The sequence below is a fragment of the Burkholderia sp. Leaf177 genome, assembly GCF_001424345.1.
GTDB lineage: Bacteria > Pseudomonadota > Gammaproteobacteria > Burkholderiales > Burkholderiaceae > Caballeronia.
Map to the genome: position 1 here is coordinate 145,274 of NZ_LMPF01000022.1, position 26,440 is coordinate 171,713.

General features: G+C 55.5%; 23 protein-coding genes and 2 pseudogenes. 7 read left to right on the forward strand and 18 right to left on the reverse strand.

Annotated elements, in window-relative coordinates:
• Positions 1–32 precede the first annotated feature (32 nt).
• Together ASG35_RS19475 and ASG35_RS19480 are read left to right on the forward strand one after the other, a co-directional pair.
• Positions 33–328 (forward strand): annotated as a pseudogene (locus ASG35_RS19475) (type II toxin-antitoxin system MqsR family toxin).
• Entirely contained in the window at positions 325–732 is a 408-nt protein-coding gene (locus tag ASG35_RS19480) for a type II toxin-antitoxin system MqsA family antitoxin (RefSeq protein ID WP_056361273.1), read from the forward strand. Before ASG35_RS19475 ends, ASG35_RS19480 begins: the two are co-directional and overlap by 4 nt.
• 26 nt (positions 733–758) lie before the next feature.
• On the opposite strand, the gene ASG35_RS19485 is transcribed toward ASG35_RS19480, so the two are convergent.
• Entirely contained in the window at positions 759–1,250 is a 492-nt protein-coding gene (locus tag ASG35_RS19485; RefSeq protein WP_056361276.1) for a hypothetical protein, read from the reverse strand.
• Between the two features lie 662 nt (positions 1,251–1,912).
• Positions 1,913–2,491 (reverse strand): annotated as a pseudogene (locus ASG35_RS19490) (flavin reductase family protein); the annotation flags it as partial.
• Positions 2,492–3,487: 996 nt separating this feature from the next.
• Here ASG35_RS19490 and ASG35_RS19495 point away from each other — a divergent pair.
• From ASG35_RS19495 to ASG35_RS31510, 4 genes are all read left to right on the forward strand, one after another.
• A complete protein-coding gene (locus ASG35_RS19495; protein ID WP_156393267.1) occupies positions 3,488–4,357 on the forward strand; it encodes a hypothetical protein in 870 nt (289 codons plus the stop codon).
• 56 nt (positions 4,358–4,413) lie between these two features.
• On the forward strand, positions 4,414–5,841 hold the full coding sequence (locus ASG35_RS19500; RefSeq protein WP_056361285.1) for a caspase family protein: 1,428 nt from the start codon (positions 4,414–4,416) through the stop codon (positions 5,839–5,841).
• A 300-nt stretch (positions 5,842–6,141) separates the two neighbouring features.
• Complete coding sequence (locus ASG35_RS30890; protein WP_162244425.1) at positions 6,142–7,056, forward strand: GH25 family lysozyme; 915 nt, start codon at positions 6,142–6,144, stop codon at positions 7,054–7,056.
• A gap of 233 nt (positions 7,057–7,289) precedes the next feature.
• Positions 7,290–7,463: a hypothetical protein gene (locus tag ASG35_RS31510; RefSeq protein WP_156393268.1), complete on the forward strand. Its 174-nt coding sequence runs from the start codon at positions 7,290–7,292 to the stop codon at positions 7,461–7,463.
• A 232-nt stretch (positions 7,464–7,695) separates the two neighbouring features.
• On the opposite strand, the gene ASG35_RS19510 is transcribed toward ASG35_RS31510, so the two are convergent.
• The 11 genes from ASG35_RS19510 to ASG35_RS19565 form a co-directional block, all read right to left on the reverse strand.
• Complete coding sequence (locus tag ASG35_RS19510; RefSeq protein WP_056361291.1) at positions 7,696–9,441, reverse strand: zinc ribbon domain-containing protein; 1,746 nt, start codon at positions 9,439–9,441, stop codon at positions 7,696–7,698.
• Positions 9,441–10,157 carry a hypothetical protein gene (locus tag ASG35_RS19515; RefSeq protein ID WP_156393269.1) on the reverse strand — a complete coding sequence of 239 codons (717 nt, stop codon included), beginning with the start codon at positions 10,155–10,157 and terminating at the stop codon, positions 9,441–9,443. Before ASG35_RS19515 ends, ASG35_RS19510 begins: the two co-directional genes overlap by 1 nt.
• Positions 10,158–10,678: 521 nt before the next feature.
• Positions 10,679–13,555, reverse strand: coding sequence for an LPD7 domain-containing protein (locus ASG35_RS19520; protein ID WP_235527620.1), 2,877 nt, complete (start codon positions 13,553–13,555; stop codon positions 10,679–10,681).
• A gap of 22 nt (positions 13,556–13,577) precedes the next feature.
• Positions 13,578–13,997 (reverse strand): plasmid mobilization protein, encoded by a 420-nt coding sequence (locus ASG35_RS19525; RefSeq protein WP_082508481.1) that lies wholly within the window; start codon positions 13,995–13,997, stop codon positions 13,578–13,580.
• Entirely contained in the window at positions 13,997–14,560 is a 564-nt protein-coding gene (locus ASG35_RS19530) for a PH domain-containing protein (RefSeq protein ID WP_056361299.1), read from the reverse strand. Before ASG35_RS19530 ends, ASG35_RS19525 begins: the two co-directional genes overlap by 1 nt.
• A gap of 36 nt (positions 14,561–14,596) precedes the next feature.
• A complete protein-coding gene (locus tag ASG35_RS19535; protein ID WP_235527621.1) occupies positions 14,597–15,217 on the reverse strand; it encodes a phospholipase D family nuclease in 621 nt (206 codons plus the stop codon).
• Positions 15,214–15,651, reverse strand: coding sequence for a single-stranded DNA-binding protein (gene ssb / locus ASG35_RS19540; protein ID WP_056361302.1), 438 nt, complete (start codon positions 15,649–15,651; stop codon positions 15,214–15,216). Before ssb ends, ASG35_RS19535 begins: the two co-directional genes overlap by 4 nt.
• 458 nt (positions 15,652–16,109) lie before the next feature.
• On the reverse strand, positions 16,110–16,556 hold the full coding sequence (locus ASG35_RS19550) for a hypothetical protein (protein WP_056361307.1): 447 nt from the start codon (positions 16,554–16,556) through the stop codon (positions 16,110–16,112).
• Between the two features lie 2 nt (positions 16,557–16,558).
• Entirely contained in the window at positions 16,559–17,263 is a 705-nt protein-coding gene (gene stbB, locus ASG35_RS19555; protein ID WP_056361310.1) for a StbB family protein, read from the reverse strand.
• Between the two features lie 63 nt (positions 17,264–17,326).
• The gene (locus ASG35_RS19560; protein WP_056361312.1) at positions 17,327–19,708 is read right to left on the reverse strand and encodes an LPD7 domain-containing protein; all 2,382 of its coding nucleotides are present in this window, start codon (positions 19,706–19,708) and stop codon (positions 17,327–17,329) included.
• A complete protein-coding gene (locus ASG35_RS19565) occupies positions 19,701–21,494 on the reverse strand; it encodes a type IV secretory system conjugative DNA transfer family protein (RefSeq protein WP_082508524.1) in 1,794 nt (597 codons plus the stop codon). The genes ASG35_RS19560 and ASG35_RS19565 overlap by 8 nt, the downstream gene beginning before the upstream one ends.
• Between ASG35_RS19565 and ASG35_RS32205 the strand changes: the two genes are divergently transcribed.
• Positions 21,423–21,698, forward strand: a complete 276-nt coding sequence (locus tag ASG35_RS32205; protein ID WP_235527662.1) for a hypothetical protein — start codon at positions 21,423–21,425, stop codon at positions 21,696–21,698. The two genes, ASG35_RS19565 and ASG35_RS32205, sit on opposite strands and share 72 nt — an antisense overlap.
• A gap of 19 nt (positions 21,699–21,717) precedes the next feature.
• On the opposite strand, the gene ASG35_RS19570 is transcribed toward ASG35_RS32205, so the two are convergent.
• The 5 genes from ASG35_RS19570 to ASG35_RS19590 are packed head-to-tail and all read right to left on the reverse strand — an operon-like array spanning position 21,718 to position 26,428.
• Entirely contained in the window at positions 21,718–22,065 is a 348-nt protein-coding gene (locus ASG35_RS19570; RefSeq protein WP_156393271.1) for a hypothetical protein, read from the reverse strand.
• Positions 22,066–22,094: 29 nt separating this feature from the next.
• The gene (locus tag ASG35_RS19575) at positions 22,095–23,246 is read right to left on the reverse strand and encodes an ATPase, T2SS/T4P/T4SS family (protein ID WP_082508482.1); all 1,152 of its coding nucleotides are present in this window, start codon (positions 23,244–23,246) and stop codon (positions 22,095–22,097) included.
• On the reverse strand, positions 23,224–24,507 hold the full coding sequence (virB10, locus tag ASG35_RS19580) for a type IV secretion system protein VirB10 (protein WP_235527622.1): 1,284 nt from the start codon (positions 24,505–24,507) through the stop codon (positions 23,224–23,226). The genes ASG35_RS19575 and virB10 overlap by 23 nt, the downstream gene beginning before the upstream one ends.
• Positions 24,507–25,367, reverse strand: coding sequence for a TrbG/VirB9 family P-type conjugative transfer protein (locus tag ASG35_RS19585; protein ID WP_056361322.1), 861 nt, complete (start codon positions 25,365–25,367; stop codon positions 24,507–24,509). The genes virB10 and ASG35_RS19585 overlap by 1 nt, the downstream gene beginning before the upstream one ends.
• On the reverse strand, positions 25,364–26,428 hold the full coding sequence (locus tag ASG35_RS19590) for a virB8 family protein (RefSeq protein ID WP_056361325.1): 1,065 nt from the start codon (positions 26,426–26,428) through the stop codon (positions 25,364–25,366). Before ASG35_RS19590 ends, ASG35_RS19585 begins: the two co-directional genes overlap by 4 nt.
• Positions 26,429–26,440 lie beyond the last annotated feature (12 nt).

Consider the following 26,440-nt stretch of genomic DNA (forward strand, 5'->3'; position numbering starts at 1 on the left):
GCCAAAATTAGCCTATTAGGTTAATGTTCTTCATGGGCAAGAATACGCCCCATTGCAAGCTATCCATCGTCAAACAACTCGTAGAGGCGGATCAGGTTCGTACCACACGGTCGGCGCGTGAAGGCGCAGCAGCTTTAGGTTTTGATTTTGATGAAATGCTGGCTGTGGTTATCGCACTGACGACCAAAGATTTTTTAAGAGCATGACAACATATGATGATCACAAGGTATGGCAGGACGTGTATCGGCCCGTGACGAGCGCCGGGCCGGTGTACCTCAAGTTGACCGTCACCGGCGATGTGCTGATCGTATCGTTCAAGGAGTTATGAGCACGAAATGCCCGTCTTGTGGTGCGGCAAAGCTGGTGCATGAGACTCGCGACCTACCGTATGTGTACAAGGGTCAAACGTTATCCCTTGAGCAGGTGACCGGTGACTTTTGTCCGGCGTGCGACGAGGCAGTTCTCGACGCTGCGGAGTCACGGCGCACGATGGCGCTGATGAAGGAATTCAACGTAAAGGTGAATTCTGAGCTTGCCGATCCTGCGTTTATCTTGAGCGTGCGAAAGAAGCTGAATCTTGACCAGCGCGAAGCAGGAGAGATTTTCGGCGGTGGCACGAATGCATTTTCTCGCTATGAGACCGGAAAAACGAAACCACCTGTTGCATTGGTGAAACTGCTGAAGGTGCTGTATCACCATCCCGAGTTATTGCAAGAGGTAAGGGCCGCGTAGGTTAGTCAGTCAGTTGGCCGCCCAAGTTACTTAGCATCGAGTTTGTCGTAAGGCGTCGGATGAAAAAGCCTGTCACGCGCTTTCCGGCGCTGTTGTTTTTGTTCTGCAGATAATGAGCGCGATTGAGCCGGTGTCAATTCGGCAGTGAGCCAATCGTTCGGCAAGTGTATCGACTCGCTACGCTTCACCAACTCCCCCCGCTGCAAAACCGGTTTTTCCAAGGACTGATTGCGCAACGGCGCATTTTCTAAAATAGCCGTTGAAGATAGGCCGTCTGCGGACGGCCTATCTTTCTTTTCGGCTCGTTCTTTACGAACTCGCATCAGCAACACATTGAATGTGTTTTGTTTAATCTCGAGTCCCAATCTCGCCAGTTCGTCTCGCGCCTGAGCGCGGGTCACGCCTGCCTTTAGGGCGAGTTCGATTCCTTCAAATGCATCTCGAAATCGCGAGGCAGTCGACCGCTCCGTTTTGGCAGCGAAGGCTGCAAAGTGATCGCGATATGCAGATTTGTCCATTGGTCGAGTAGCAAATCAAAGTTAAGTTGTACTCTATCTGAATCTCTCTTGTACTGGAATCAAAACCTCTAGTCGCTGGAATGTACTTGGTCTATGACTGATTTGAATCCGATGTGTACCTCTAGTGCAAACTCTGGATCGGCCGGAGGCACGATGCATGTGTAAACAAAAAATGCTCCGCACTTTTTCTTTCCACATGGTGCCCAAAGGGAGAACCCTTTGGAAACCCCGACGGCTACGCCGCCAGGAGCGCGCCCACTGGTCGCTTCGATGGGCCCATCGGTGTTCTGCAGAACGGCAGCAGACGGCGAGACGGCTATGGATGCAATTCGCTCCCAATAGCGCCTGCGGTACTAAGAACCCGCTTGCGTGGTGGAGATATGCTCGCAGGGAAAGTTAGCAGCGGCGGATTCTGTCGGCAGGGACCTACGCCGCAGGCATTTGCCAACAGCGGAAGTTGGACAGCGTTTTCGAACGCATCCGCATCCGCGTCTGCATCGGGAAATGCATAAGACGGACGGGGTCGATCAGAGCCGGTGGTCGTCCGCCCGGGTTCGGCCAGAAGCGGCCAGTCGCAAACGCCGTTCAAATCTTCGAGACCGCTCTAGGTCGCGATAGGTAATGCTTGACAGAAAAGCCTGCACGGAAGCTACACGCGCAGATCACACCTTGGACAGCGGCGCGTATGCCTGTTCCGGTATTTCCGCGAGTCGGGACGGGCGCACTTGGCCGCTGAGGCCGTAAAACTTTTGAAAACTCATGATTAACGGTGACCACCTGTCCAGATCGATCCGATTGGCATGACCGTCCACAAGCAGATCGGGATGGACGTGAACGCGTTGGATTTGCACCTCGATCAAGCTTATGAAGCCACGCAATTGGTCGCTATCCTCGCCGATGCCGTGGACTGCCGCGACGACAGCCTCGAGTTGAATTGGACATTCAAGTGCCCGTGCGGCCGCTACCGTATCGGATGCCACCCTCGTCATTCCAGCACGGCCGAATTTGTCGGGTTCGTAAACGTAGCCCATCGCGCGCCTGAATTCAGGAACAGGATAAACGCCCGTAGTGCGTGCAATCCGATCGACAGCGCCTACCTCTGTGGCAGAGGGGAGATTTAGCACGCATTCGCGGGTGCGAACCAGGTTGCGCGTGGTCTGTGAGCCGGACGCAATACCAAGCACGCCTCGCCAGCCCAACCAGAACACTGAAGAAATAGGTGCGAGGGAACATGCGATATCTCGAGCGTAGTGCCCAGTCACCAGCAAATCTGGGTCGACTTGGCGAATGCTCCCGACTGGCCGTACCCGACCTGACGCTGAACGAAGCGAGTCGGTCGCTGCAAGTCATTCGGCGGCTGGCGGAAGTCGGCCACCTACGGCCATTGGTTGGTGCTTTCGCGCGACCATCCGCGCGTCGCTTCCTCCCCAGACAACGGACGTTCACACCTCGCTTTTACATGGCACGTCGTCGGTCCATAGCGGTCCCTTTTCTCTAGCCTGCCTTTGAAAGCCACCTCAACCCTTGCGTCTCGCGACATCTGTTCGAACCTGCTGCAAAAGCACGCCCCTTAACGCTCGGTCCGCGAATGAAGCGATGGCAGCGGGAAACGGCAATCCGAGCACCTCGTCGAAACCATAGGGGGATTTGTGTTCGCTAACAAACAGACCGCATACCTTGCCAAGTGAGACCGTTAGACATCAGAGAACGTTTGCGCACGCTTAAAAGAAATTTAAAAAAGATTGTAGATTCGTTCATTTCGACCATCAAAGTTGGCCGCAGTTTGACATCTGTCTTTCAGTGGTGGTATTGGTTCTACCGATTAATGAGCTGTTGACTTAATCAACTATCCAAAGTGCGCGTAACTCAACTTCACCGGAGTACAAAAGCGCACAATCGTACAAAAATTTTATCAGACGCCAAGTCGCTGGTAGCACGCAAAATCTAAATTGTCGTGCATAAAACGCCATGGTGTCGATAGTGAATTGATGAAATGGTTATCGGAAGAGCATCTTTTATCTCCAAAGCTTCTGACGCCCTCAATTTCGCTAGTTATTCGAAAGCCGCACGGCTTTCGAACTAATAATTATTGTTTAACGGACGCTCGCTTGAGGCTGGCTTAATGTTTAGATAAAAAATTTAATGAATTGAAGCTAAGAAAAAAGCGAGGGATCACTATGCGGTATCTAGTCCGTTTAGCCTGCTACTCTTTAATACCTACGACATTGTTGGGATGTGTGAGCATCGAACCCCTTGATTATGTAGATTCGTCGAAAATGGCTGACGTTCTACACGCAGTAAAAGATCGCCAAGAGAAATATCTTACAGCAGCAGCAAGGTATAGGTACGCAACAGCAAGTTACGATGTCCCTCTAATTGTTCTCGCAGTTGGCAGCGTTGCCGCCGCGATTTTTACTCATGGCGCCGCTCGCGGGAACTGGCTTGCCGGCATTGGTATCGGAGCCGGCGGCCTCACACTTGGCTCAAGTTTGGTCAACGCGCAGGCCAAAATGGATGCCTATCGGGTAGGAGCGACCCAAACCAGTTGCCTCTACGCGAGCGCTCTGGCATTTGATCCAAGCGATCAAACAATCATAAATGCTGTGACACGGGTAGAAGGAAAAATAAGCATCATTAACACCGGCATCGCGGATGCATCAAAACAATTGGAAAAAGTAGCACCCGATGCTCTTAGCGAGGGGGAGGTTGTGACTGTTCGCAATGCTGAGTCGGCAATTGCTCTCGCTCAACATGCGATCGCCAGCGGCGAGATAGAACTATCTGCGTACCGCCGCTCCGGTGCAGTTGTGTGGGCCGCACTGACGCAGATTGATGCCACGGTGAGCCAACTTAGCAAGGAGACACCAATTACATGGAACGCGGCGGTGAGTTTAATCACACAATACGCAACCGTACAAGCATTGGTTCCGCAAACGTCGCCGATTCCGGTGGCAAAGTCAACCAGTCGCAACCTTAATGCCGAGCCGATCGTAGAGTTAGAAAGATTAACGTTGCACCTTACTGAAGAAAGCAAATCCCTTGAGGCGGAAAAGCCGTTTTCTATACCGACAGCAAAGATAGCGGCTTGCACGATTCTAAGTAATTAATCTAAGCGAGGCAACCAATCTAATTTCTCGATTGTTATATCGACAGGGAGTACAAAATGAAACACAAGAGTCTGCTTTACCACGACCTGGATATTGGTGGAGCCACGTATAGCCCGGCTCAAAAGATTTTATATATTAAAATAGAATTATTCAAAAAAATCGTAAATATGATAATTGCATGCGGAATATTCTTGATTGTCAAAAACGCCGACGCACAATCACTTAATATGGTAGCGCTTGTGATAGGGAATGGAAATTATCAATCTGTTCCGCAACTTAGTAATCCGACAAACGACGCTGATTTGATTGGAACCACACTGCAACGCATCGGCTTTCGTCTTATAACCGGGGGGGTCGTGCATGATGCGGATCTACAAAATTTTAATGCAGAACTTAACTCGTTCGCGTCTGAAGCGCAAGCTGCGGACGTTGCAATTATCTACTATGCTGGTCATGGCCTTCAAGTCAATGGCACAAATTTTTTGGTACCGATTGACGCGAACCCGAACAACGTCGGGGATGTGGCGGTGCAAATGATTAACGCTGACAAGGTTCTTGATATCTTGGATAAAGCGAAGATTAGACTGAAATTTCTGATTTTGGACGCATGCCGAAATAACCCGTTCGCTACGCGTGACTTATCTTTGTCCGGTAGCGGACTTGCCAACATGTCGAGGGGATTGGCAGCCCTCAATGTCCCTGAAGGAACAATGATTTGGTACGCAACGCAGCCTGGCAATGTGGCACAAGATGGGACCGGAAATAATGGCCCTTTTGCAACCGCGATAAGCCGCAACATCGGTATTCCAGGTCGGGATGTGTATGCTGTCTTTAACGCAACGGGCACCGATGTCGTCAAAGTGACGAAAGAGCGTCAGCACCCGTGGATCGCAGCTTCTTCAATAAAAGGGGATTTTTATTTTATAAATAAAAGCACTGGACGAAGCATATTTACAGACGTAGACAGCGATCAGCCAACAAAAGACCGAATTGCCGATATCTTTCTGAATAACGCGTCTTCGTCTAATCGAGCGTTTTCTTTTGGGGAGAATTATGTCGACGTAAATAAGTCCCTCGACGCGCCATTCGCATTACCCAAATATTCAGGGCTTCCGCAGGCCAAAGAATATCCTGACGCCGACATACGCTATTTGGCCGTCCCAGTCAGCAATCTCCCTTCGTTCGCGAGTGCATTGTTACCAGATGGCGTCGGCACGCATTGCATCGCGCCGGGCAGCTTCTTCATTTTCTTCTTCAAAGACGAAAAACTGTTCCATGTGTCAATAAGGTTTGCAAAGAACAATGCTTGTGCGCCTTACGACTGGGCATGGAATCCATTGTTCCCGGACAACAGCAGATCGCGAAAAATTGACATCGGGAACGATCAAATTTCGATTCTTTCCCATGAGCTTCCCACGTATTCAGTTTTGGAGATAACAAAGATCGGAGTGGCAAACGAATCGGCCTCAATTTTTCAGGAGTGATTTTAGAGTGAGTAAAACAGTGTTGGAAGTTTTTGAATATGCGCCATGAACAAAGACGTGGTCTGTAGCAACGCACAACTTCGCTGTTGCATTAGTATTTTTTGATGAATTTAAAATTTTGACACACCCTTCAATTTTTTGAATAATTTTATGACTACAGCAATGCTTGCAGTGTAACAACCAATATTTTGGTGTATCTGACGTGTTCATAGGAGCGCTGCAATGGGTTCACTCTCATCCAAGTTAGTCTCTGTTTTGATTTTTTGTGCGTCGTCTGTCTCATTCGCAGACGAACCCCTCGTGAATGATTGGTCGCGAGGCCAACTCTTTTCCACATATATTTTACCGACAGCGGCCGGCGGCAAAGCGGTACGCTCGCTCGATAGAGACTTCGTATTCCCAGATGATGTTGCTGTGTACGCAAAAAATGGAGATGCGGCGCAAATCGGTATTGACGTATCGCATCATAACTTGGATGGATGTAATTGTTCGATAAATTGGTCTACTGTATATGACCAAGGCGCACGCTTTGTATATATTAAGGCGTCCCAAGGCATTTCAGGCTATGATCCGCGGCTTGTTGATTACTGGAAAGGCATCGATGCACTGCCCCCTTCAAAAAAGCTTTATAAAGGTGCCTATCATTTCTTGTCGGCAGACGGGAGTGGAGAAATGCAGGCGAAATGGTTTCTCAAAAATCTTGATGCCCGACTCGCTTCGATAGGAAACCAACGCAAGATCGATGACTTACCTGCGGTTGTGGATCTGGAATGGGACCATCGAGTAAATAAAAAGGGACAACAAGTGCCCTGCGCTGATGGGAAGATACATAACGATTGTTGGCAGATCGTTGCTCCCAATGAGATCATCGCCCGCTTGACCGCGTGGGCTACAGTGGTCGAAGCTGAGACCGGGAAAAAACCGGTTATTTACACCGCTAAGTCATGGGTTCGAGAACGTATAAAAGATGAAAATAAATTCTCCAAAATCGGAACCGCAAAAATATGGATTGCCGATTATGTTCCACATGACAAAAATGGCAGAGATACCCTCTTAACTGTAAAACCACGAGTACCGCAAGGAACCGTAGCTTCGCTTTGGCAATTCAGCGATCGAGCTCAATTCTCTAACAAAGCGAAGCCACAAAGGGTTGACGCCAACCTTTTCAAAGGCACGGTCGATGATTTTAAGGTGGCGTTCCAACTACCAAAGTAAAAACCAGGCTCAATGATCAGGGTGCCTACGCTTATCCGAAAAATGTCCTGGCACGCTTACCCGCACAGTCCGCCGGTCACTTCGAGGAGCTTTTGCCTCATCGCTGGTGCCCGGCCTCGCCGTCGTAGCGAACGTTCGAGTTTATTAGGCGCGGACGGGCACGGATCGTCCAGTCGTCGGTCCGCCGAACGGCCGCTGCGGCCAACACTGTGACAGTAGCTGCGGAGGTACGGATGACTGCTGCGGTTCGTTCTAAAGCTGCCGTTCATTTAATGAACATCGAACGGCAGAAGTGGGTCGACTTCCGCCCGACGCGGACCGATCAATCGCCCCTACTCTGCCAGTTCAACGTCGGAACGGGTTCGGCCATCATCAGCCGTTCATCCGGCACCGCCGCATACACCTGAACGTCTTATTCGCATCTCACTGCGGTCATTCGGCTTGAGAACCGTCGGTTTCCTTCCGCGAATTGTCTTGCCGGCAGTCAATGAGATCGCCGCGTACGGGCTGAGTATCTTTTCGCATCCCAGAAAAGCGTCGCGTACAGCAAGGCCGTGGCTTTTTTCGAAGGCGATGGATCTGAAGGCGCGCCGCGGTAAAAATCTAATTCCACTCCTTGAAGTCGCATGCCTCTCGCGGTTATCCCGAAATATACTCATCCGCAGCATTTTTTATTATTCTTGATCGAACATCCTTAATGTAGTCAATAGCCATGAGCTCTTCGCGACTCGCTTGAACTACGTGACCCACTTTCGGGAACCGAGGGCGAATTCGCTTCTTCATACTCGGTGATATCGACAACTCATCAACACCATCCTCTAACAAACCGGATATTACGGAAATGCTGTCGTTGACCTTGCATCCGCATTGTGCACAGAACTTTGCATTGGGCATTAAAGGAGTCGAGCACTGAACACAATTTTCACCCGACGTATTTAGCTCCGTTACGTACGAGTCGAGGTTCGCGTCAGAAGCAGAAAATTCGCGGTAGTCCGTTAAGCTAATAGAATCAAGGTTCTCTTTGAGGCCTCCCATTGAAAACACTCTTTCACTAAGCAACAAAGCAATGTTAACGACGTACCGCTGCCCGGTTTTTTGATTCGCAATTTTCACGGTTCCCTTGCTTAGGAGGGTGCCCGAATAGCATAAAATGTCTATAGCGAGTCGGAGATTTGGCGAGACATCTCGGATCGGTAAGGTAAAGGCCGCTGCTTGATAGCGACTTTTTGTCTCTGAGCGATTTTTTTTCCTGATTTCGGGGATGATATAGTGCCTGAGCATCTCCATTCCGACGCGAACATGAGAGCTGTATTTTGGAAGCCTTTTTTCCAAATTTGAATGATAGGGAAGCAGTTCTTTATCGACATAGTCTTGCGCTGCCAAGGAAATCGCTCGAGCGCTGAAGCCAGTCCGAATTACTTCATTCAAGATGTGCAGGAAAGCGCGTGGGTTTCCGGTCGAAATATCGACACACAGATCCAGCAGCTCTCCGCGGGCAAAAATTTCCTTGCGTTTCTTAGAATGCGGCGGCAGCCGTTTGTCGACTATCTCTCGAAATTGCTGCCTATACAAACGTCGAGCAGTGCCGGCTGGCTCGTAACGGTCCATGGAAAGAATTAAAGCATCGTGCCCAACTTCAAAGTTTCGTCCGTAGGAAGTTACCGTTGGATATACGGCTGCTTTACACGATATCTGCCCGCCCTGCAAATATTTGAACAACTCAAAAAAAATCTCCTGTTGCGACGGAATGAATGTGTGAGCGGCCTCGTCGAACAGCAGAACGGTCCGATTTAACGAAAAGCGCTCGGTAACTTCCTTTAGCACAGATCCTAAGAAAGAAGGATCAAATAAGTTATCGAGAAAATCTTCGCCCAATTCGCGCTCGACCGCTGCCCGGTCCGTTGCAAACGCAAGTTTTTGAATTTGATGTAGCTTTGTGGTAAGGAAGGTGCCTGTCTGTTCTACCCCGGAAATACCAAACACACGCTCGTATGGGTCGTGGGTGTCTTTCCCGCTCAGCAGACTAAAACTGACTAACTTCTCATGAACACTCTGAAGTATTTTCGTATTAACCCAGATTTGGAATGCGTTCTTCTGCCCCGCGGAAATACCCTCAAGGAGGGTACTCGTTTTGAAATTTATGTAAACTGCCAACACCCGACTGTGCGCGAAGTCGAAATCTATCTCCGTTTCCGCCAATCTCAACAATGTGGTCTTTCCGACACCCCGAGCACCCTGAAGCAGATGTGCGCCAGGCCCTTTCAGACTGTCGATAATATCCCGTTCAAACGCTGTTACTACACCCAAATCACGAACCTCTTGTGATTTGAGATCCTCAGATCGGGCGGCTTCAAGATAGTCTGGAGGCGATGAGTTTGTGGCCATTATTTTTTGGGTGCGCTGGTCAATATGTCGTTAAAGTCGGGAAAACGCCAACAAAGGATGGTTGCAATGATTTGTTGCGTCTCCACCGCATAACCAAGGGTCTTTCGCACTTCTTCGGGATCGGCCGTATACATCCGCTCCTGCGTTGTCGAAAAATTGTATGGCTTCGGGTGAACGACGTTGCTGAGAACAGAATATAGCCGCTCTAGCGTTTTGATGGTCGGCTTCACGTCTACCTCTTCCGACTTTCCTTGCTTGCGACACAGCGTCGTGTAGCCGTCGCTCTCAATATAGGCGCACAGTGTTGTGAAGCGGATATCCCCATCGTGTTCGCGCCAATTCCAAAAATCGACCGGAGCATCCCAGTAAGCAGCAACCACCAGACCGAGTTCTAGCGATCGGCGCAATAGCATCCGAGCAGCGACGTCTAATCCGCAGCATGAGAGATAGGTGGCGCACATCGAGTCGCCGAAGATCTCGTCGATATATTTTGCTAGCTCATGCTGATGAATAGCATCGCCAGCCAGGCTATCAAGCCGCTTGCCTGCTAACGACAAGGCGCGGGCACGTGCTTCGAGGGTACCCGCCAGAGAGTGGATCGTGCGGGTGTTGGAGAAATTTGCCGAGAACTTGGAATGAAGCGCGGCCAACAACTCTTCTGCGGAAAGAGGCCGCGCGTCAGGTTTTCCGTTGACATTGTGGGCTTGATGGTCCAAAGCAAACCTCGGTGTCGGATGTTGGGAGGCTGGAAGTATCGCAGCCATGCAAGCCGATCAGCAAGCGTGGTTTACCGATTGCAATCATTCATTGATGCCGTTGTCCGCCGTTACGCGAGCAGTAGCGATAAAGCGCCCATCACTTGCAATCTTCTGCCACTCGTTGCAGAAGAAAGTGAATCCGGTGCGAATGCTGCTAAGCCCGGCGGCATTTGCCTTCAACCGGGTATTGTCAGCGAAGCAGGAGTTATCATATGGCCGAGAATTCTTGAAAGCTGCCACTCGCCCGTCGAGACCTTGCACGGCACCTGTGGGTCGACTTCTGCCAGCCGCTGGCCAAGGGGAACCTAGCTCACAGCAGACTCGAAAAACTTGCCGCTCGCTGTCGACCAGACGACAATGGAGGGCAAAGATAACCTCCTTTGTCGGCGCGCCCATCGTCCCTTGCGCAGCCGATCACAGCAACTCGCGGCAATGATTTGATCGGCTTTTTAAGCGGCGAGCTTGCGCAATCCGTACCGTTATAACGTATGACCAGACCGGCTAGACAGCCGTAAGTCTTCATCCGGCGGTGAGTTCACGCCAAGGACGGGATCAGGCGCATGGTCTTTACCTGCCGGCGTCGGCTTTGCTGGCGCGTCGCGCCTGCGTGAGCGATCTTTCGATCGCGTCTCAAGCACCGTCGCACGGTCTGCTATCAACTCGACGCGCCGGGCGTACATGATGTCGTTAAGCAAATTGTCGGAAAACTCCACGTATAACCCCGCTTCGGCGGCGACTCTCGCTGCTTCCCGCTGCATCTCCACGGGCCCTTGCAACTTAAGCACGGGTCCGAACTTCGCTTGCGAGAGGCGCAATGCCGCTTCGATGGCTGCAGGATCCGTTTTCAGCACGCGAACAGCGGATCCGTGATCGCGAACCACGCTGCGCCCATCATGTTGATAGGTCACGACGCCGTCCCGATGCACTTCGTAGCTCAAGTGCGGCACCCGGTAGATGATTTGGTTGTCATAGCCGGATTCGCTCGCGGTTGCTTTGTCCTCTGCGGTGGGCGCTTGTCGCTTCCCGCGCGCGTGCTCCTCGCCCACTGGCATGATCCAGTTTTCTTCGGGCTGAGGTGGCTCCGGGGTCGTCGGCCGTATCCGGCGCAGCTCGACCAATGCGCGGGTGTCGCCGGCTTGTGCACGTGCTTGCAAGAACTCGCCAAACGACGCGCCTTGACGCGGACCGTACTTCGCTATCAGCGCATCGCGCTCGAGTTGAATCTGACCGCGCAACGTTTGTTCTGCGTCTGCCTTAGTCATTCGGGCAATCGACACCAGTGCGCGTCGGCCGGACGGCCGCAAATCAAGATTGTTGCGTGCTGCGTCGCGAGCAATATTGAAGGTCTGCTTGATCTGAGCGCGGCGTGATTGTTCGCTGGTTTGCTGTGTCGCCATGGCGTCCTGTCGCGCGCGCCTGAATACGTCTCGGTCGGTCGTGTACTCGCGCCAGAGTGCGGCCCGTGGAAGCTCGTGGGTCATGGGGATCGCTGCGCCCGAAATCTGGCGCTGGTACGAACCACGGAGGATATCGGACGCGTCGCGCCAGGGCAGGTGAAGTTCCTTGGTCAGAAAATCCGAGACGTTTAAATGCCGTGCCCCGGCGCGAATCCGGCTCGCGCCATCGCGACCCTGCGTGATCCCGTATTTCTCCGGCCGCACGCCGTGGCTGTGCGAGAGCTCAGCAAGAAGACGACGCGGATCCAGGTTCGAGCGAATGACCGAATACTCGTCGCCGGCGGACCGCTGCACGATCCGTTCGCGCTCGTCGCGCATACGCTGGGACAGCACGCTATCGGCGCGTCGGCCGGTTTTCCTTACGCCTGCTCGCTCGCGATGGCTATTCCGTCGCACGCTATCCGGTGATACGGCGCGTTCGTGCTCCAGCTGGTGAAGTGCATGATGCGGCACCAGCACTGCACGTCGTAGGGTGAAGCGGTCCACAGGGACGCCGGACATACCTCGCATACCGTTGAGGGCCGGGGTCGGCGTTCCTTGGGAATCTGGGAAAGCGCCATGCTGCTGGCGTTCGGTAGCGCCGCGTGGTCCGCTTCGGACGTCGCGACGGGCATCGGGCGGGAGTCCCGCAGGGCTTCCTGATCCGGGGCCGCGTGGGTATTGGGCATCACTCCCGCCATCGAGCAGGGGATCGACTCGAGATCTGATTTTAGGACCTCGGTCGAATTCATGTAGTCGTCCATCGCCGCGAAAACGTCGGTCGCCGGCGCCGTGTTCGTTGACTCTTCGCGGACTGACTCGCGTACTTCCGCCAGATGCGCTGCTTGGCGTGCCACCTGATCGTCCGCTTGATGGTCGTTCTGATCCTGACTCATGAAGATCCTCCAAATGTTTTGAATAGAAAGCGTCGCGCCGTTGTTCGAGCATGGCCATGCGTTCATTGACGGACGCCGCCTGATACGCCGGGAAGCTTTTGGTGTTGCCGTTATTCAGATATTTCACTTCGAGCGCGCGGGTCATATGCCACTGCGCGAGCGTTTTGAGAATCGCCGGCGCCGTCTCACGCGAAGTACCGCTCGACTCGTATTTAGGTTGAATATCGGCCGACAGCTGCATAAGCTTTTCAGCGGTCGGCAATTCGACGAACGCGCGCGAGAACACGTGATCTTTCAAGTTCACGCCTTTCAACGCATCGGCCACTTTGACGTTCGGATACTCGTTTTCGCGCCCCTGGTTGCGCAGGCGCGTCTGTCCATGCTCAGCGAGCAACGCCATGAAATCGTCGTACTGCTCGATCTTCCTGTCGAGCATCGAACCCAGAAGCGTCTCCTTTAGATCACGGCTCGAACCTTTAAAAAGATCACCCTTGTATCGACTGATCATCTCGGACGCGTCCGAGAATTCGATACGACGGTTATCTTTCGGGCTGGCTAGCCCATATTTCGCGTTGATGTGCTCTTGAAACGCATCAATGAAATCGATGTTCGACTTAACGAAGCCCAACGGTTCAAGATGACCGCCAGAGATGAGATTTGTTTTCGGTATCACCACATGGATATGCGGTTTGCGCTCAACAAGCTTTCCCGACGCATCGTCGAGATAGCTTTTGACCTTCGGCAAATGGGCTTCAGCGTAGAAATTGATTTCGTCCGGGCGATAGGCGGCAGAAACGAACGCACGAAATTCCTCGGTGATTGCGAGAAGTGTTTCGCGACTCACTTCGTCTTCCTTGAAGCTCAAGGTGACAGACAAATACCGGTCAACATTTGACGCGACGTTGATCGACTGAATGATCGAATTGGTTAGCTCGAGATCGCCGACGAGAATGACGCGCTCATCCATCTCATCACGTTCGAGCTCGCGGCCAAGTTTGCGCCCGTCCTCAAGATATTTTTTCACGCCATCGTGGCGCCCTTGCGGTCTAATCAACATTCTTCAGGTGCGCCCGTAGCAGCAATTCGATGCTTTCCAACGTATCGAGCGCAGCCAGATACGTGGTCTCAGAAGCACTTTGATCAAGTCGGGCAGCGTTGAGCACGTGAGCGATCTGGTTCAAATTATTTCCCGCCTTGTTCACAACAAATACGGTGCGATTTCGATCGATGCTAGGAGCCGCTCGTGCGATAACCTTCGTGCGATTCGTGAGCACGCACTGACGAAAGAATTCAGCCTGCGTTAATCCCGACTCATGAACCTTCACGAGAAAAGCAGTACGATCCGCAAGTGGCAACCTGAAAGCGATTGGCTTATCAAACTTTGTTTCTTTGCGTGGCCGACCGCGCTTGATCTCAGTCGTCACTCGCTGAGCCGTCACTTGCTCAGCCGTCACTCGGTCGGCCATCACACGCGCCCCATGTTGACTTCGCGAATACCTTTGGCGTCGCGCCGCGCGATCGCTGCAAGATTCATCCATTCTCGCAAAGCCTCGACATCAGGCATGCCACGCAAGATCCATCGCGGATGATTGACGTCGCTGCTCTCGACAACCAGCGTCCCGAAGCCCATCAGCCGTTCCCACCAACTGCTCACGCACTCAACGTTTTGGACCCGGTACATCTCAACGCTTGCGACGCGTCGGCTCAAAATGCCATAGCGCATGGTCATGCGAACGCTATCTATCGCGATGTTCGTCTGGGCTGTCGTCGCCGCACGCAGGCCGATAGCGATAGCGATTTCGATCGTCCCCGCCATCAACAGAAAGAGCGGAACGAGCGTGGGCCACGCGGCTGACTTCCACACAACTGCCAAACCAATGAACAAGGCCAATGCGCACTTCAAATAAAATGGCAGGTTTACGGCCCAGCTTGGCGATCCATGAAACTCGACTACTGCGGGCTGATCGATGGACAGCGGGATTGCGATGCCGCGAACGTTTGAACGACAATCATGGTCGGTTCGTTTCATTGTTTGTTGGTCTTCAAATATGGGGATCAGCGCTCGCTACGACGGTTGGTAATCGACGCCTTGATTCCAACGGCTTTGCCAGTGATCGAGGAACGCCTTCGCGGTCGCAGGGCAATTCCAGATCACCACTGCGTTCTCACTGTTGCACCGTGCGGCCGAGTCGTTAAAGTTGCATGAGTCGGTTTCGACGGTCTCCCCGTCAACGACGAAATCCTTGTCGTGGACAACGCGATAAGCAGCCAGCGCCCGAGTTGGAATGCCAGCGGCAACCAGTGCATTGAGAGCTGCATGGGTGCGGCCCGAACGGTCATACTCGACGTTGCTGCGTTCATCGACCACTACTGCGACATCAACGCCACGGCGCTTTGCATTGATGAGCCGGCGCACAACCTCACGTGAGGTGAACGAGTACGCCGCCAAGCGAATCGAGTGCTGCGCGCTTCCGATTGCGCGATAGACCCATTGCTCGGCACTTCCTTCTGGCGAGAAGCCCGAGTCAAGAAAACAAGCAGGCTTATCAGCGGCCGACACCGGTTTTGAGGCGGCGGCGGGCCAGTCTAAATAGCCTGCCCTCCGCGCAATGCGCTGCACGGTCGCGCTGGTTTGAAGCGCTACACACGCGACCACGGCACCGACACCAGATAGAGGATCTTTCACTTTGCGGTACCCTGGGAAACCGCTGCATCGTCATACGCACGAACCCAGTCGTCATCGTCGCTCGACAGTGACGGGCCCGCGTCGGTGTCGACCTCTGACACCGCTTGACCACGTGGTGCACCGATCATTTCGAGGGATTCGACAACGATCTCAGTTGTATACCTGTCCTGTCCATTGCTGGACCATTTGCGGGTCCGCAAGCGACCATCTATATAAATCCTTGAGCCCTTCACCAAAAAGTCTCGTGCGATCTCGGCGTGACGCCCGAAGAACACAAGGCGGTGCCATTCCGTCGCCTCTTTCATGGTGCCGGTCGCCCGGTCCTTGTAGTAGTCAGTCGATGCGAGCCGGCAATTTGCTACGACGCCCGCGCTGAGGTCTTTCACGTCCGGGTTGGCACCCAGGTGGCCAGTCAGCGTTACTCGATTCACCATGATTTGCTCCTTGTTAACTACGTTGAAAAACTACTTTCGCGTTATGGCGTTATCTTCTTCACGCGGTTCTACCGAGTCCGGGATTGCCCACTGCGGCAGTGGTGCGTTCACGGTCCACGGTTGCAATTCAGCGTATGTGCTGAACTGTTTTTTAGTAAATCGGGTCGTCCAAAAGTCAAGCTCCGGGCGCAGCTGACGTATGTAGATGTACGTCAGGAACCAACCGTCTCCGGCGCGCGCCATATCGGCCCATGGGCTCGCGTGGATATCCGATGAGTACGCTTCCCACGCCACGCCCACCGCATCCACGCCCTAGCCCTCGATGCCGGCGTGAAACGCCTGCAGGGTGGCGATCGTCGCGCGTTGAGCGACCGACCATGCGTGACCCGTGAGGGCCTGCGCGTCAAACTGGAATCCTGCGCGCGTCGCATCGAACTGGAATGGCATAGATGGGTGCATTAACGAAACATCATCCAGACACCGGCAAGCGTGCCCGCCAGCGTAATCGCACCGGTCGCGACGGCGACCACCGACAGCTCGACGAAGCGCCGTTTTGACAGCATGGAGACTGTCCGAGGCACGTCCTGCAAGGTGTTTTCAAGCTTGCCGAGTAGCGCGCCCATCGACTCCTTGAACGCTTCTTGCGCTTGAGTGCGCGCTTGCAAAGCGATTTGCGCGAACGCCGCTTCACGGGCGTGGGAGAGCTCACCACTGATTGCGCGTAGCTCCACGACGCGGGTGGCGAGCCGCTGGTCGGTGTCGCTCACGATTGACGAAAGATCTTTCACGGATTTGTGCAAAGTGAGCACATCGCCCAAGAGTTCGCCAATCAGCGCATCCTTCTGCTGCTGCGATAGCGCTGTCGGACTTTTCGTGTCGTCGGAATGTGTCGGAACCGCGCTCATGATCAGTCCAGCAGGGCGAGGTAAGCGCGATCAATTTGGGCACTGACGCCGGCAGCCAGCGCCGAGTCGGCAAGCAACTGGGTCCACTCGAACCGCTCGTCGGGGTCCGTTATCGTGCTCAGTTTTGCCTTCAGCTCATCGCGGCTCGCGGCGAGTTCACTCACCGTTTTTCCGGCAGCGCCCGCCGCACTGTAGGCGGGGCTTTGCATCAGGACGGCTTGCTGGTTCAGGACAAACGTGCGCGCACGCTTGTGGTATTCGAACAGAGGTGCAAATTCATCGGAGAGCACACTGTTTTTCTTCGCCCGATTAAACAGGAGACGAATTTTCGAAGGTTCGACATCGAATGCGGCAAGCTCTTCAATGGTCGAACGCGTGTCTTTCTGTTGCTTCGCATCGGGCACCGTCGGCACGACGTACAAGTCGAATATTTCCTGCGATCCCGCATAGTCGGACATCAGCCCAATGAAATCCTCTACATTCGATGCGCCGACGTCGACCACGGCATCGTCGACCGACAGCAACCATGCGTAGAGCTTTCCGAATTCTTCACCACGCAGCGTTTTTTGAGTCGCATCCTTCGTCTCATCTGAGTTGATTGACTCGATCGCACGCACTTGCGCGTGCGGCATATGGGGAGCAAGCATGTGACGTACGACGGTGCTTTTGCCGACGTTTCCAGAGAAATTGATGACAGCGATTTTCATTACATGTTTCCTCGTTAGCCAGGCGCCAGAGCTATCTACAGTTGCGCCCGGCGATCATCGGGATTAGCGAGCGACGCTCGGCGCGCTTTGCTTGGCAACGTCGCGCTCTGGGTTGCGTTTTGGTTTGGGCACTTCGGTGACCATTTGACGAGCCTCGCGGTCAACATCAACTTGCGCTAAGCGCGTGTCGATCGCAGGCTTCAGGTCCTGCGCGGCAGAGCCGGCTTTTTGATGCTCAGCCTGCACCGCGACTCCGGCCTGTAGGCGTTCTGCCAGCCGGTCCATCACTTCGCGCACGACGTTATCGGGCTGACCCGCAAGCGCCTTCTCGACTTGCTCGCGCAAGCCTGCGACGTTCATCGCGACGGCTGCTAGGTCCTGGCTTCCGGGTAACTGCTTTTCTTGCTTCTGTATCTCCCAGACGTTCAGGCGCGTATCGATCTGATCGATTCGGATGACCTTTCCGTCGACATCCTTGACTGGCCGGTTGACGGTGACTGGGCGGGAGCCAAGATTTTCAAGTGTCAGTGCATCGCCTGGTTGCACGCCTGAGTCGCGGACTGCTCGCTCCAGATCCTTTCCCCACACGGTCTTCGTTGCCCCGTCGGGATCGCTATAGGAAACGTAGTAGCTGTCAGCGTTGTCCTTGTCATTTTTATATGGCGCGGCACCATGCCCCAACAGCACGCTTTGACCAACTTGCTCTGGCGCGGGGCGCGTTTCGTCAGCGGCGCGTCTGACTGGGGCTTCAGGAACGGTTGCCGCCGCTGCCACTGCCTGCGATGAATGAGCCACAGGAGCCACAGGAGCCACAGGAGTTGCACGGGAGGCAGCAGCGGTCGCGGCATCAGTTGATTGCGGCTCCGGAGATATCGCCGCTTCGGATGTGGCTACGGCTGGCGCGACATTAGAGGGTCCGCTGCGTGCGTCGTCCGGGGCCTGTTTCGGCGCCGGTGTGGGTGTCAGCGCGAATGTCGATGGCGACAACGGCTGGGGGGCTGAAGGCGAGCGCTTGCCGGCCGTGATGATCAGCGCGTCGCGTTCACGCCGTGCCTCTTCAAGCATCGCTCGATCCTGCTCTTGAGGCTCAAATCCGTGCGTTTTCATGCCAGCCAGCGTGGCTTCCATCCACATGTTACGGCGAAACACTTTGGTTCCCTTCAGTGTGACCTGTTGCCAGCCCTTCGCTATCGCGACGGTCACCATGTCAGCTGCCGTACCCCGGTCCTCTCCACCCGTGGCCAAGCGGGGGCCTTTGTCGGTGAACTTCGGCTTGTGGTTATCGGAGTTACCGGGATCTTTTTCGTCGAATCGCCAGAAATCGCCATCGCGCACGACGTATCGCGAGGCAATAGCCTCAGGTATGGCGTAGCCGTCCTTGGTCATGACCGCCGGCGAAAATATTTCGTTACCGCTGTCCGGGCGGTCACGACCAATAAGCGAGCGCGTAAATGCGTCCAGCAACCACGCTCCAGCATTGCGACGCGGCGCCTTGTCTTCCGCCTCACGACGCTTCTCAGCGTCCGACACCTCATTGGGTGACTGTTCGAGCTTCGGTGCCGGTACCGCCTCTATGGCGTTTTCTTCGACTGCCTCGCTGGTGGCCGCGGCCGGAGTTCCGCGCGGTATTGCTTCCGGTGTGGCATCTGTGGCATTTGTCTCCTGCAAATTCGCTGGGACGTCGACAGCTGAGACGGGATCGGAGGACGCGGCGACCCCTAACGGTTCAGCCTGCGGACCGCTCGCATCAGGTGTCAGGGTTTTCGTGGCTGACTCCGACAGTACACCGCTCGGCGTTGTGTCCGCCACTTCACGAGTTGCCTGGGTTGGCGCAACGGGCTCATTCGAGTCGACGCTGTGCACCCCACCGGGGGCGGCCGCAGCAGGTGCTTCCACAACGCCGTCGATCCCCAACGCCGGTCCTTCAACATCGACTTCTCCGCGTGCGATGAGCACCCGCAGTGCCTCGCGCTCAAGACCATAATCGACCAGCGACAACGCTTCGCGGTATTGCGGCATACGCATGTTGTCGACAATCGTTTCAAAAGCTATCTCGCGCGCTTGCGGATCGGTGATCGCCTTCAGATCTTCGGAGTCCCCTGACGCCCACACCCGGTAGGCTCTTTCTCCTCCCAGGTCCGATAACACACCGACGGCCAGCAACCCGTCGCCGCTATTACGCGAAGCGATCCGCTCCTGAGGGGACGCGATAGCGTCCGGCAAGCCGTTCGGATCAGTTTGGCGTGCTGGCTGAAGCGCTGGTGTTACATGTGAATCATCGGGGGCGGCACCTTCAGGTGCTACGCGGCCGTCGCGAGCCCTCGCAAAGAAGGCTTCGCGGGCCTCCCTCACTGCGACCACTTCGGGCGTTTCAGGTGTGTTCGGCGCTGCACCGGTAGCATCGTTGCCTTCCCTCGATGCATTAACAGGATTGTTTTCAGCCATGAGTCAGTTCCTCTTGGATAGGCGAACGCGTGCCATCAGGCGCACTCGCCCGGCTAGCTGTATCCGCAAAGTTAAATTGAATGCCGGTCAGTTCCAGCAAGTCGGCATAAACGCCTTCAGCGAGCGCGGCCGCGAGCGCAACCGACACCTCGGCATCCCGCATCGCAACGAGATCCGTCGCACGCGCGACGCGCGTACCATCCGCACGGCGTGCTACGGTTGCGGTGCGCCGCTTCGCTTGCCATTCGATCGGATCAATGACCGGCACATCGCTCGTGCAGAGCTCGTTTGCGCCAGCGGCTTGCTTGAGCTGCGCCTCAGTTGGCAGTTCATCGCCCAAGGCACGGAGCGATGGGCTCATTTCCTTGAGACGGTCGACAAAGAGGGGATCGGTATAGTAAAAAGCCTTCTTACAGCGAATCGGCTTGCCGAAGCCCATCAGGATCTGCTCGTCCTGCGACATCTCCTCGAGCTCCTGCGGCATCATCAACGCGCGCTTTTGGTCGGAATGGTTTTCGCCGCGCGGCTTGCCCGGGGTTCTGCTTTTCGATACCGAGGTCTCGGTGAAAAACCCAAGGGCGTCGGAAAGGTCCTTCGCTTCGCCATGATCCTTGGGTGGATAGACGACTTTGGCTGCATGGTTCACCACCAGCGTGCGCGTGCCTTCTTTGCCATACAACGAGGGCCGCTCCATCTGCGAAATCGCCTGGATAATCGTCAGCAGCCGCAGGTTAAAGCCCGCGATAAAGGCGTTCGATGTATCGATGATGTTCACCTTGCCGATCGCCGTGAACTCGTCCAAAACCAGCGTGCACTGGTATTTCAGCGAAGGGTCGTGCTCAGGTAGGACCGATGTGTTCAAATCGGTCAGCTGCGAGAAGAACAGGTTCACTAGCAATCCGGCGTCGTCGAGCCGGTTCGGCTGAATGCCGATGTAAATCGTCATGCGTTGGCGGCGCACTTCGTTAATGTCGAATGATGAATGGCTGGTTGCGGCGTCGACGATTGGGTTATCGAAGATCAGCAGCGGCGCATTGAAAGTCGACAAGATCGAAGACAGCACCTCATCGCCCGACGCGAGGAAACGGTTCAATGCACCGGTGCAGGCCTCAGACAGACCTTTGGTGGCCCGCAACTGCGTGATGTGCTCCTTGATCGGCTTGCCCATGCCGGACGACTGACGGAAGATCTCGCCAAGCGTGCAATAGCGCTCTTGGGTCGCGGTCTCCATGAGATAGAGACTCAGACCCACGAACAGATTGCGCGCCAGGTCATTCCAGAACTTGGTTTTAGCCTCGACATTGGTCGGATAGAACTTGAGGCCAATCGCCTGCACATCACCAATGCGAAGATGCTCCGGGCGATGCGCGATCGAGTCGAACACGTTCCACCCGTGCGACTTGCCATCTTCCGCAAAGGGCGCCCACAGGAATACCTTCTGCCCATACTTTTGCCGGTAGGCGGACGTGTACTTATAGTTCTCCAGCTTCAAGTCCAGGACGACCATCGAATCCGGATAGGTGAGGAGATTCGGGATCGCCACTGCCACGCCTTTCCCCGATCGCGTAGGCGCGGCGAGCATGACAAATTGCTGGCCCGGAAAAGTCAGATATTTGCCTCGATACTTGCCGACGATCAGCGCGGGCTTGCCGTCTTCGCCATCGAGTAATCCGGTCTTGCGGATTTCATGCGCCTTCGCGAACCGAGCACTGCCATGAAGCTCGCGTTTGGCCGTACCGAACGCAGCAAAGCAAGCAGCCGTGATCGCACCAACGGGAATGGCCATCGACACAAACGTACATGCGGCAAGCGCTTTCTTGACGGCAGGTACATCGCCATAGGCATGCCAGTAGTCGCGCAACGTAAAGATGCCAACCACCGACGACGGCAAGTGCTGCATTTTTGCGAAGAGCGCAGCGCCCGCGTACTGGCCGCCCACCGCAACGGCCGCTACGCCAACGGCCGCCAGCGCGCTCACGAGGATTCTTGAATGGTTTCTCATAGGTGGCCTAGAAGAAGTTGACGGCCACGCCGGGACCGAACTGGCGAAATTGGCAAGCCGATATGCAAAGCCCGTCAATTTGGTCGACCACGCTGCAGTCGAGGCGTTCTCCCGTACGAACCTGCGCCGGCGTCGGCAGTTCACGATGGCCACCACTACGGAAAGTCAGGCAGAGACCTGAGCGAGTGCCGACGACATCAAATGCGACGGCACCGACCATGCCGGACTGAAACAGGTTGCAGGTGACATTGATTACTAGTCCCACCACCGCTTCGATGCTCGCAGCCATCTCTTCAATTTGAGCGGCCCAATCACCGGCAGCGATCAAACCAATGGCAGCATCGAAATCGAACATGGGCGTTTCGGACGTTTCGCACCGGGTATTCATGCGAGCCCCCTCAGGAGCTTCCACTTCTCCACCGGGTCATAATGGATCTGGGTCAGGCGCTTTTTCTCCATGAAAAGCACGAGGTCAATCGTGGTCTTGACCTCGTGCAGGATGTAGTTCCAGTCGAGCGTTTGACCGACCTGGCTTGCCTTTACCAGCGTCGCGATGCGTGAGAACGCAGACGCGCAGTCGTTGGCGTGAACCGAGGTCATGCCGCCATCCGTACCGGTATTGAGAAGCGTGAGGTAATCCCAGGTCTCGTCGCCGCGCAATTCGGTCAGGAACACGCGGTCGAACTTCATGCGCAGCGTCGAGCGGACGATCTCTTTTGCCGGCAGGTTGTCACTAAAGAACATGTGCACGTGATTGAGGTGATTCGGCAACGACAGCTCATGCGTGTCTTCAATCGTGCCAATGCGCGTCGTGGCTGGCACGAGGTCGGCCAACATTTTCATGAGGGTTGTTTTGCCAGACCCGACGCCACCCACGGTCACAATGTTGAGCTTGTGCTTGATCGCAAGCTCTAATAGCCGTGCGACGTTGCGCGACGCTTTGGCCGCCAGCATCTCCAGTTCAAAGTGCGCGAGGGCGACGCCGGCCGGCACGAAGTCAATCGGCGCGGCATCCTGAAAACTGTTCTCCAGCAGATCCGGCAGTTTTCGCGCAGCGATTCTCGACGAGAGAACGGAAGGGGACATATCGTCAAAGCCAGCCAGCGTTCCCGCACGCACATAATCGTCCATTGAAAATCGAACCGTGCTCGGAATCCGGATAGTCATCGAGACGGTGCCCGACTCGCACGCAGGTGCAATCATGACTTGACCACGTTCGCCATCCGGTAGGCGCACCGGCTTTATCGGCGCTAACACCGATAAGGGCGGCGTCGCCTTGTTGTAGATCGCCAGCGCGTCGGCCAGTTTCTTGCAAAGATCAAGCGAGAGGGCGGGCGCTGCGTGCTGCTGCCAGCCGCTCACTGACTCGGTCCAGATCTCGTGCGGACGGTTGATCGATACTTCAGTGACGCCTTGTGTTGCCATTAAGTTGGCGATGCCGGTCGACGCCAGATAACTGCGGACAGTCTTGCTCGAATCGTAGTGGGTTGTCGGCAGGACGTTACTCACCACGTTACTGTTGATGTTCGAGGTCATAGACGCTCCTGAAGTTCACATCGCGTGCCACGAAAATGTTGAGCGCGGAACCCTGATTCGAATACGCGGTCGGCGGGATATCGACGGTGTTTTTGAGGGTGTCGTCGGCCAGACTCTGGCCCGCAGACGAGGTATTAGAAAATTGGATTTGATTGTTGCCACTGCCGAGCGACCGATTGCTCGCGGCCTGTCCGAAGTCGCCAATGAGGCTCACCATGATGGCGCCGCCGAAACGGTCCCAGAAATGATTGTCGACGTAGGCTTCGAGGCCGCTTGCGCCAAGCGAGTCGGAACCAGGCGAGTCGAGCGGGATCGTGACGCCATTGGGCATATCGATGCGCGACCACAGGACGAAGATCCGCGCCTGACCCTGCATGAGGGCGGTGCGCTGCTCGCCAGTGGCCTCACTGCCACGCTCAACCAAAAGTGTCCGGCCGTCAGCGGAATACACGTCTTGGGTGACGATGCACGAGGTCATGCCAGAGTAGGTCGTGACGATCTTGGTCTTCTGGGCACAGGGAATGATGATGCCGCGCTTGAGGAGATAGTCCAGATCCGGCAGGAAGCTCGCCTTGACGCTGGGCAAGGCCGAAGGGGTGAGCCGGTCATCCAGTCCGCCGGCGACACCGCGCGCGACGACAGGGACAAGGCTTGCGCTTTTGCCTTCGCTATTTCTGGCACCATTTGCCCCGCCTTTGTCGTCGCCGTTGTTCAGCAACACGTCTCCATCGAGGCGGCGCTCCGCAACGGTCTCGATGTGTGGCGCGCTTTGGGCGGCCGCCCCCGCATGACCGCCAGCGCTTGTCACGGCGACAGCGCTTGCTGGTGCACCGCTTGGCACGGGCATCGACGCCCCTGACTGGGTGGCTGAGATCGACGCCTGTTCGGCGGCCGCCGCCTTCTCGCGCTTCAAGCGGTCTGCATCCACGGAAAAGTCATGCCCCGTGTCAGCGCCCATTTCTTTCGGCGCCGTGCGCGCATCGGCCTTCGCCTGGTTGTGCTGGTCCTGCAGTCGCTTGGCGAACATCGCACCGCCTAACGTCACCGTAGCAAGTGCGATTACGGCGATTGCAACGGCCGTCAATTTGTTGACATTCGCTTTCTTGCGCGTCTGCTTGAGGTTCGGCATTCCGCGGTCGCCGGCCATGTTCGCTGCGCCGGCCGCACCCGCCTCATTGGATATCGAAGACATGCCCGATGCATCGCTGTCGTTCCCATGACCTTCGCCTTCATGCCCCGATCCAGCTTCAATTCCGTTCATTACTCGTGCTCCTTCGTAATCCGCACGGTGCCGGGAACCGTGGTGCCGGTCGTATTGAACTGACCATCTGGCGTATAACCGTTGTTGCGAACCCCCAGCACCGATTTCCCCAGCCGCAACATGAATTTGGCCGCCGTCTCGTGCACCACGACCGTGTCGCCATCGACATGCGAATTAACCAACGCTTCGGATCCGTCAGGCAGCACGCGGTTGATGTCGGGTAGGTCGCGGGTGGTGGCGTAACGGAAATACGTGAAGCGACCGTCATCCCACATCGACGTGGGCGCGAGCACTGTGTCGCCCTGCATTTCGTAGTTTTCGTTCGCGTGAAGGGAGGTCGCCGCGCTGCTGCGTGCACGGTCGGCAGCCAGCGCCTGTTTCCTGGCTGCTGCGCGTGCCTCGCGCGAGCGCGTGTCCGGATACGTGAAGTTCAACGACCACACGGCGGCTTCGCCTCGATCAGCACTCACGAGCTCGATTGCATAGCGCCGGCGGTCTGTGACCACGATCAGATTGGTATCTGCATGTGCTTCAGTAGGCTTGAACAGGATCCAGTTGCTCTTTGCGCCCACCTTCCAGGCTTTCGAATCGCCCATGCCCATTCCGGACGCGGGACCATCGATCACTTCACCCGACTCCAGCTGTATAAGCGTCGCGGTACCGGCCCGAAATGGCACGCGGTAGACTTCGCTCGAATCGAACACGGCACATCGGATATGAGCGTCGGCGCCACAGGGCCCAGGCGTGGTCAACGCATGGGCGGGGAGGGTATACAGGGCGGCCGCAATGGCCGACGATGCGGCCAGCGCGTTCGCGCAAAAGCGGCATTTCGATCCGCGCGATTTCAATCTGATGGTCATTGCGCAGTACCTCGCAGACCATTGGTAGCCGCAGCGCCAGCGGCTACCGGGGACACGGGCTGCAGGCCGGTTGAAGCGGGTAGCACAGGGGCAGGGGCGTCAGACGCACGCGTCCAGTCGCGGTCGACGACGTAGCTCGTAACGCGAAAACCTGTCGGATCCAGTTCAAGCTCACTCGCCTTTTCAGGGAGGTGGTCATGCCGGTACGCAATGGTCGCAACCCAATACTCCGTTTTGGGCGGCACGGTGCCGCTCAGCGAGATCAGCTTGCGCGAGAAGAACACTTGCGCTGTGCTCCCGACGAACGTGATTGCACCCACGCGCGCGATGACGCGGTACTGGTCTTTCAGCACCTTTTGCGGGGCGTTAGCCAACGCGTACATGGAGATGAACTGGTCACGCTCCTTGTCGGCCGACATCAGCTTGACGGCATCGAACATGTCCTGAATCGTTTCCCAGTCGTAGCTTTCGCGCATCTCGACATAGCGGCGCAAATCAGCCCGATCGTTCTTCTCGGTGAAGATCTCCCGGGTGTTCGGTGTCACGTTCAACACGTCGACGACACCCGTCGTATCGTTCATGCGCAAGACCGCAGGTGGATTCGGTCTCTTTAGTTGTACTAAAGCAGCCGAGCCAATAATAGATACGACAGCGATTGCACCCATGCCGATCGCAACACGCCACGCGAGTTTGGTTTGCTTGGCTTGTTGCTCCTGCTTAGACGTTTCGAACTTCAACGCCTGCTGCAAGTACCAACGCCCGGTTGCGATCGCAGGTCCGTTCTTGTCGCTCGTCGGAGCTTCCCCGGCGTCGGGTGCGGTAACGGCATCGCTGCTCATCACAAGCTCGGAACCCGGCGAGTGCTTGCGTTTTGAAAACATGGTCATACTCCCTTGGGCGCGGTCGACAATGGCACTGAGGATGACGACGGCAACGACGACGGATGATTGACGGGCACCCATGCCCCCGACGGTTGCGGTGGCTGAGGCGGAGAGCACCCCGCTAGGAACGCGACGACGAGCGCGCTGATCGATAAGGATTTCATAGGTCCAAGACTCCATGGGTGAGCAGAA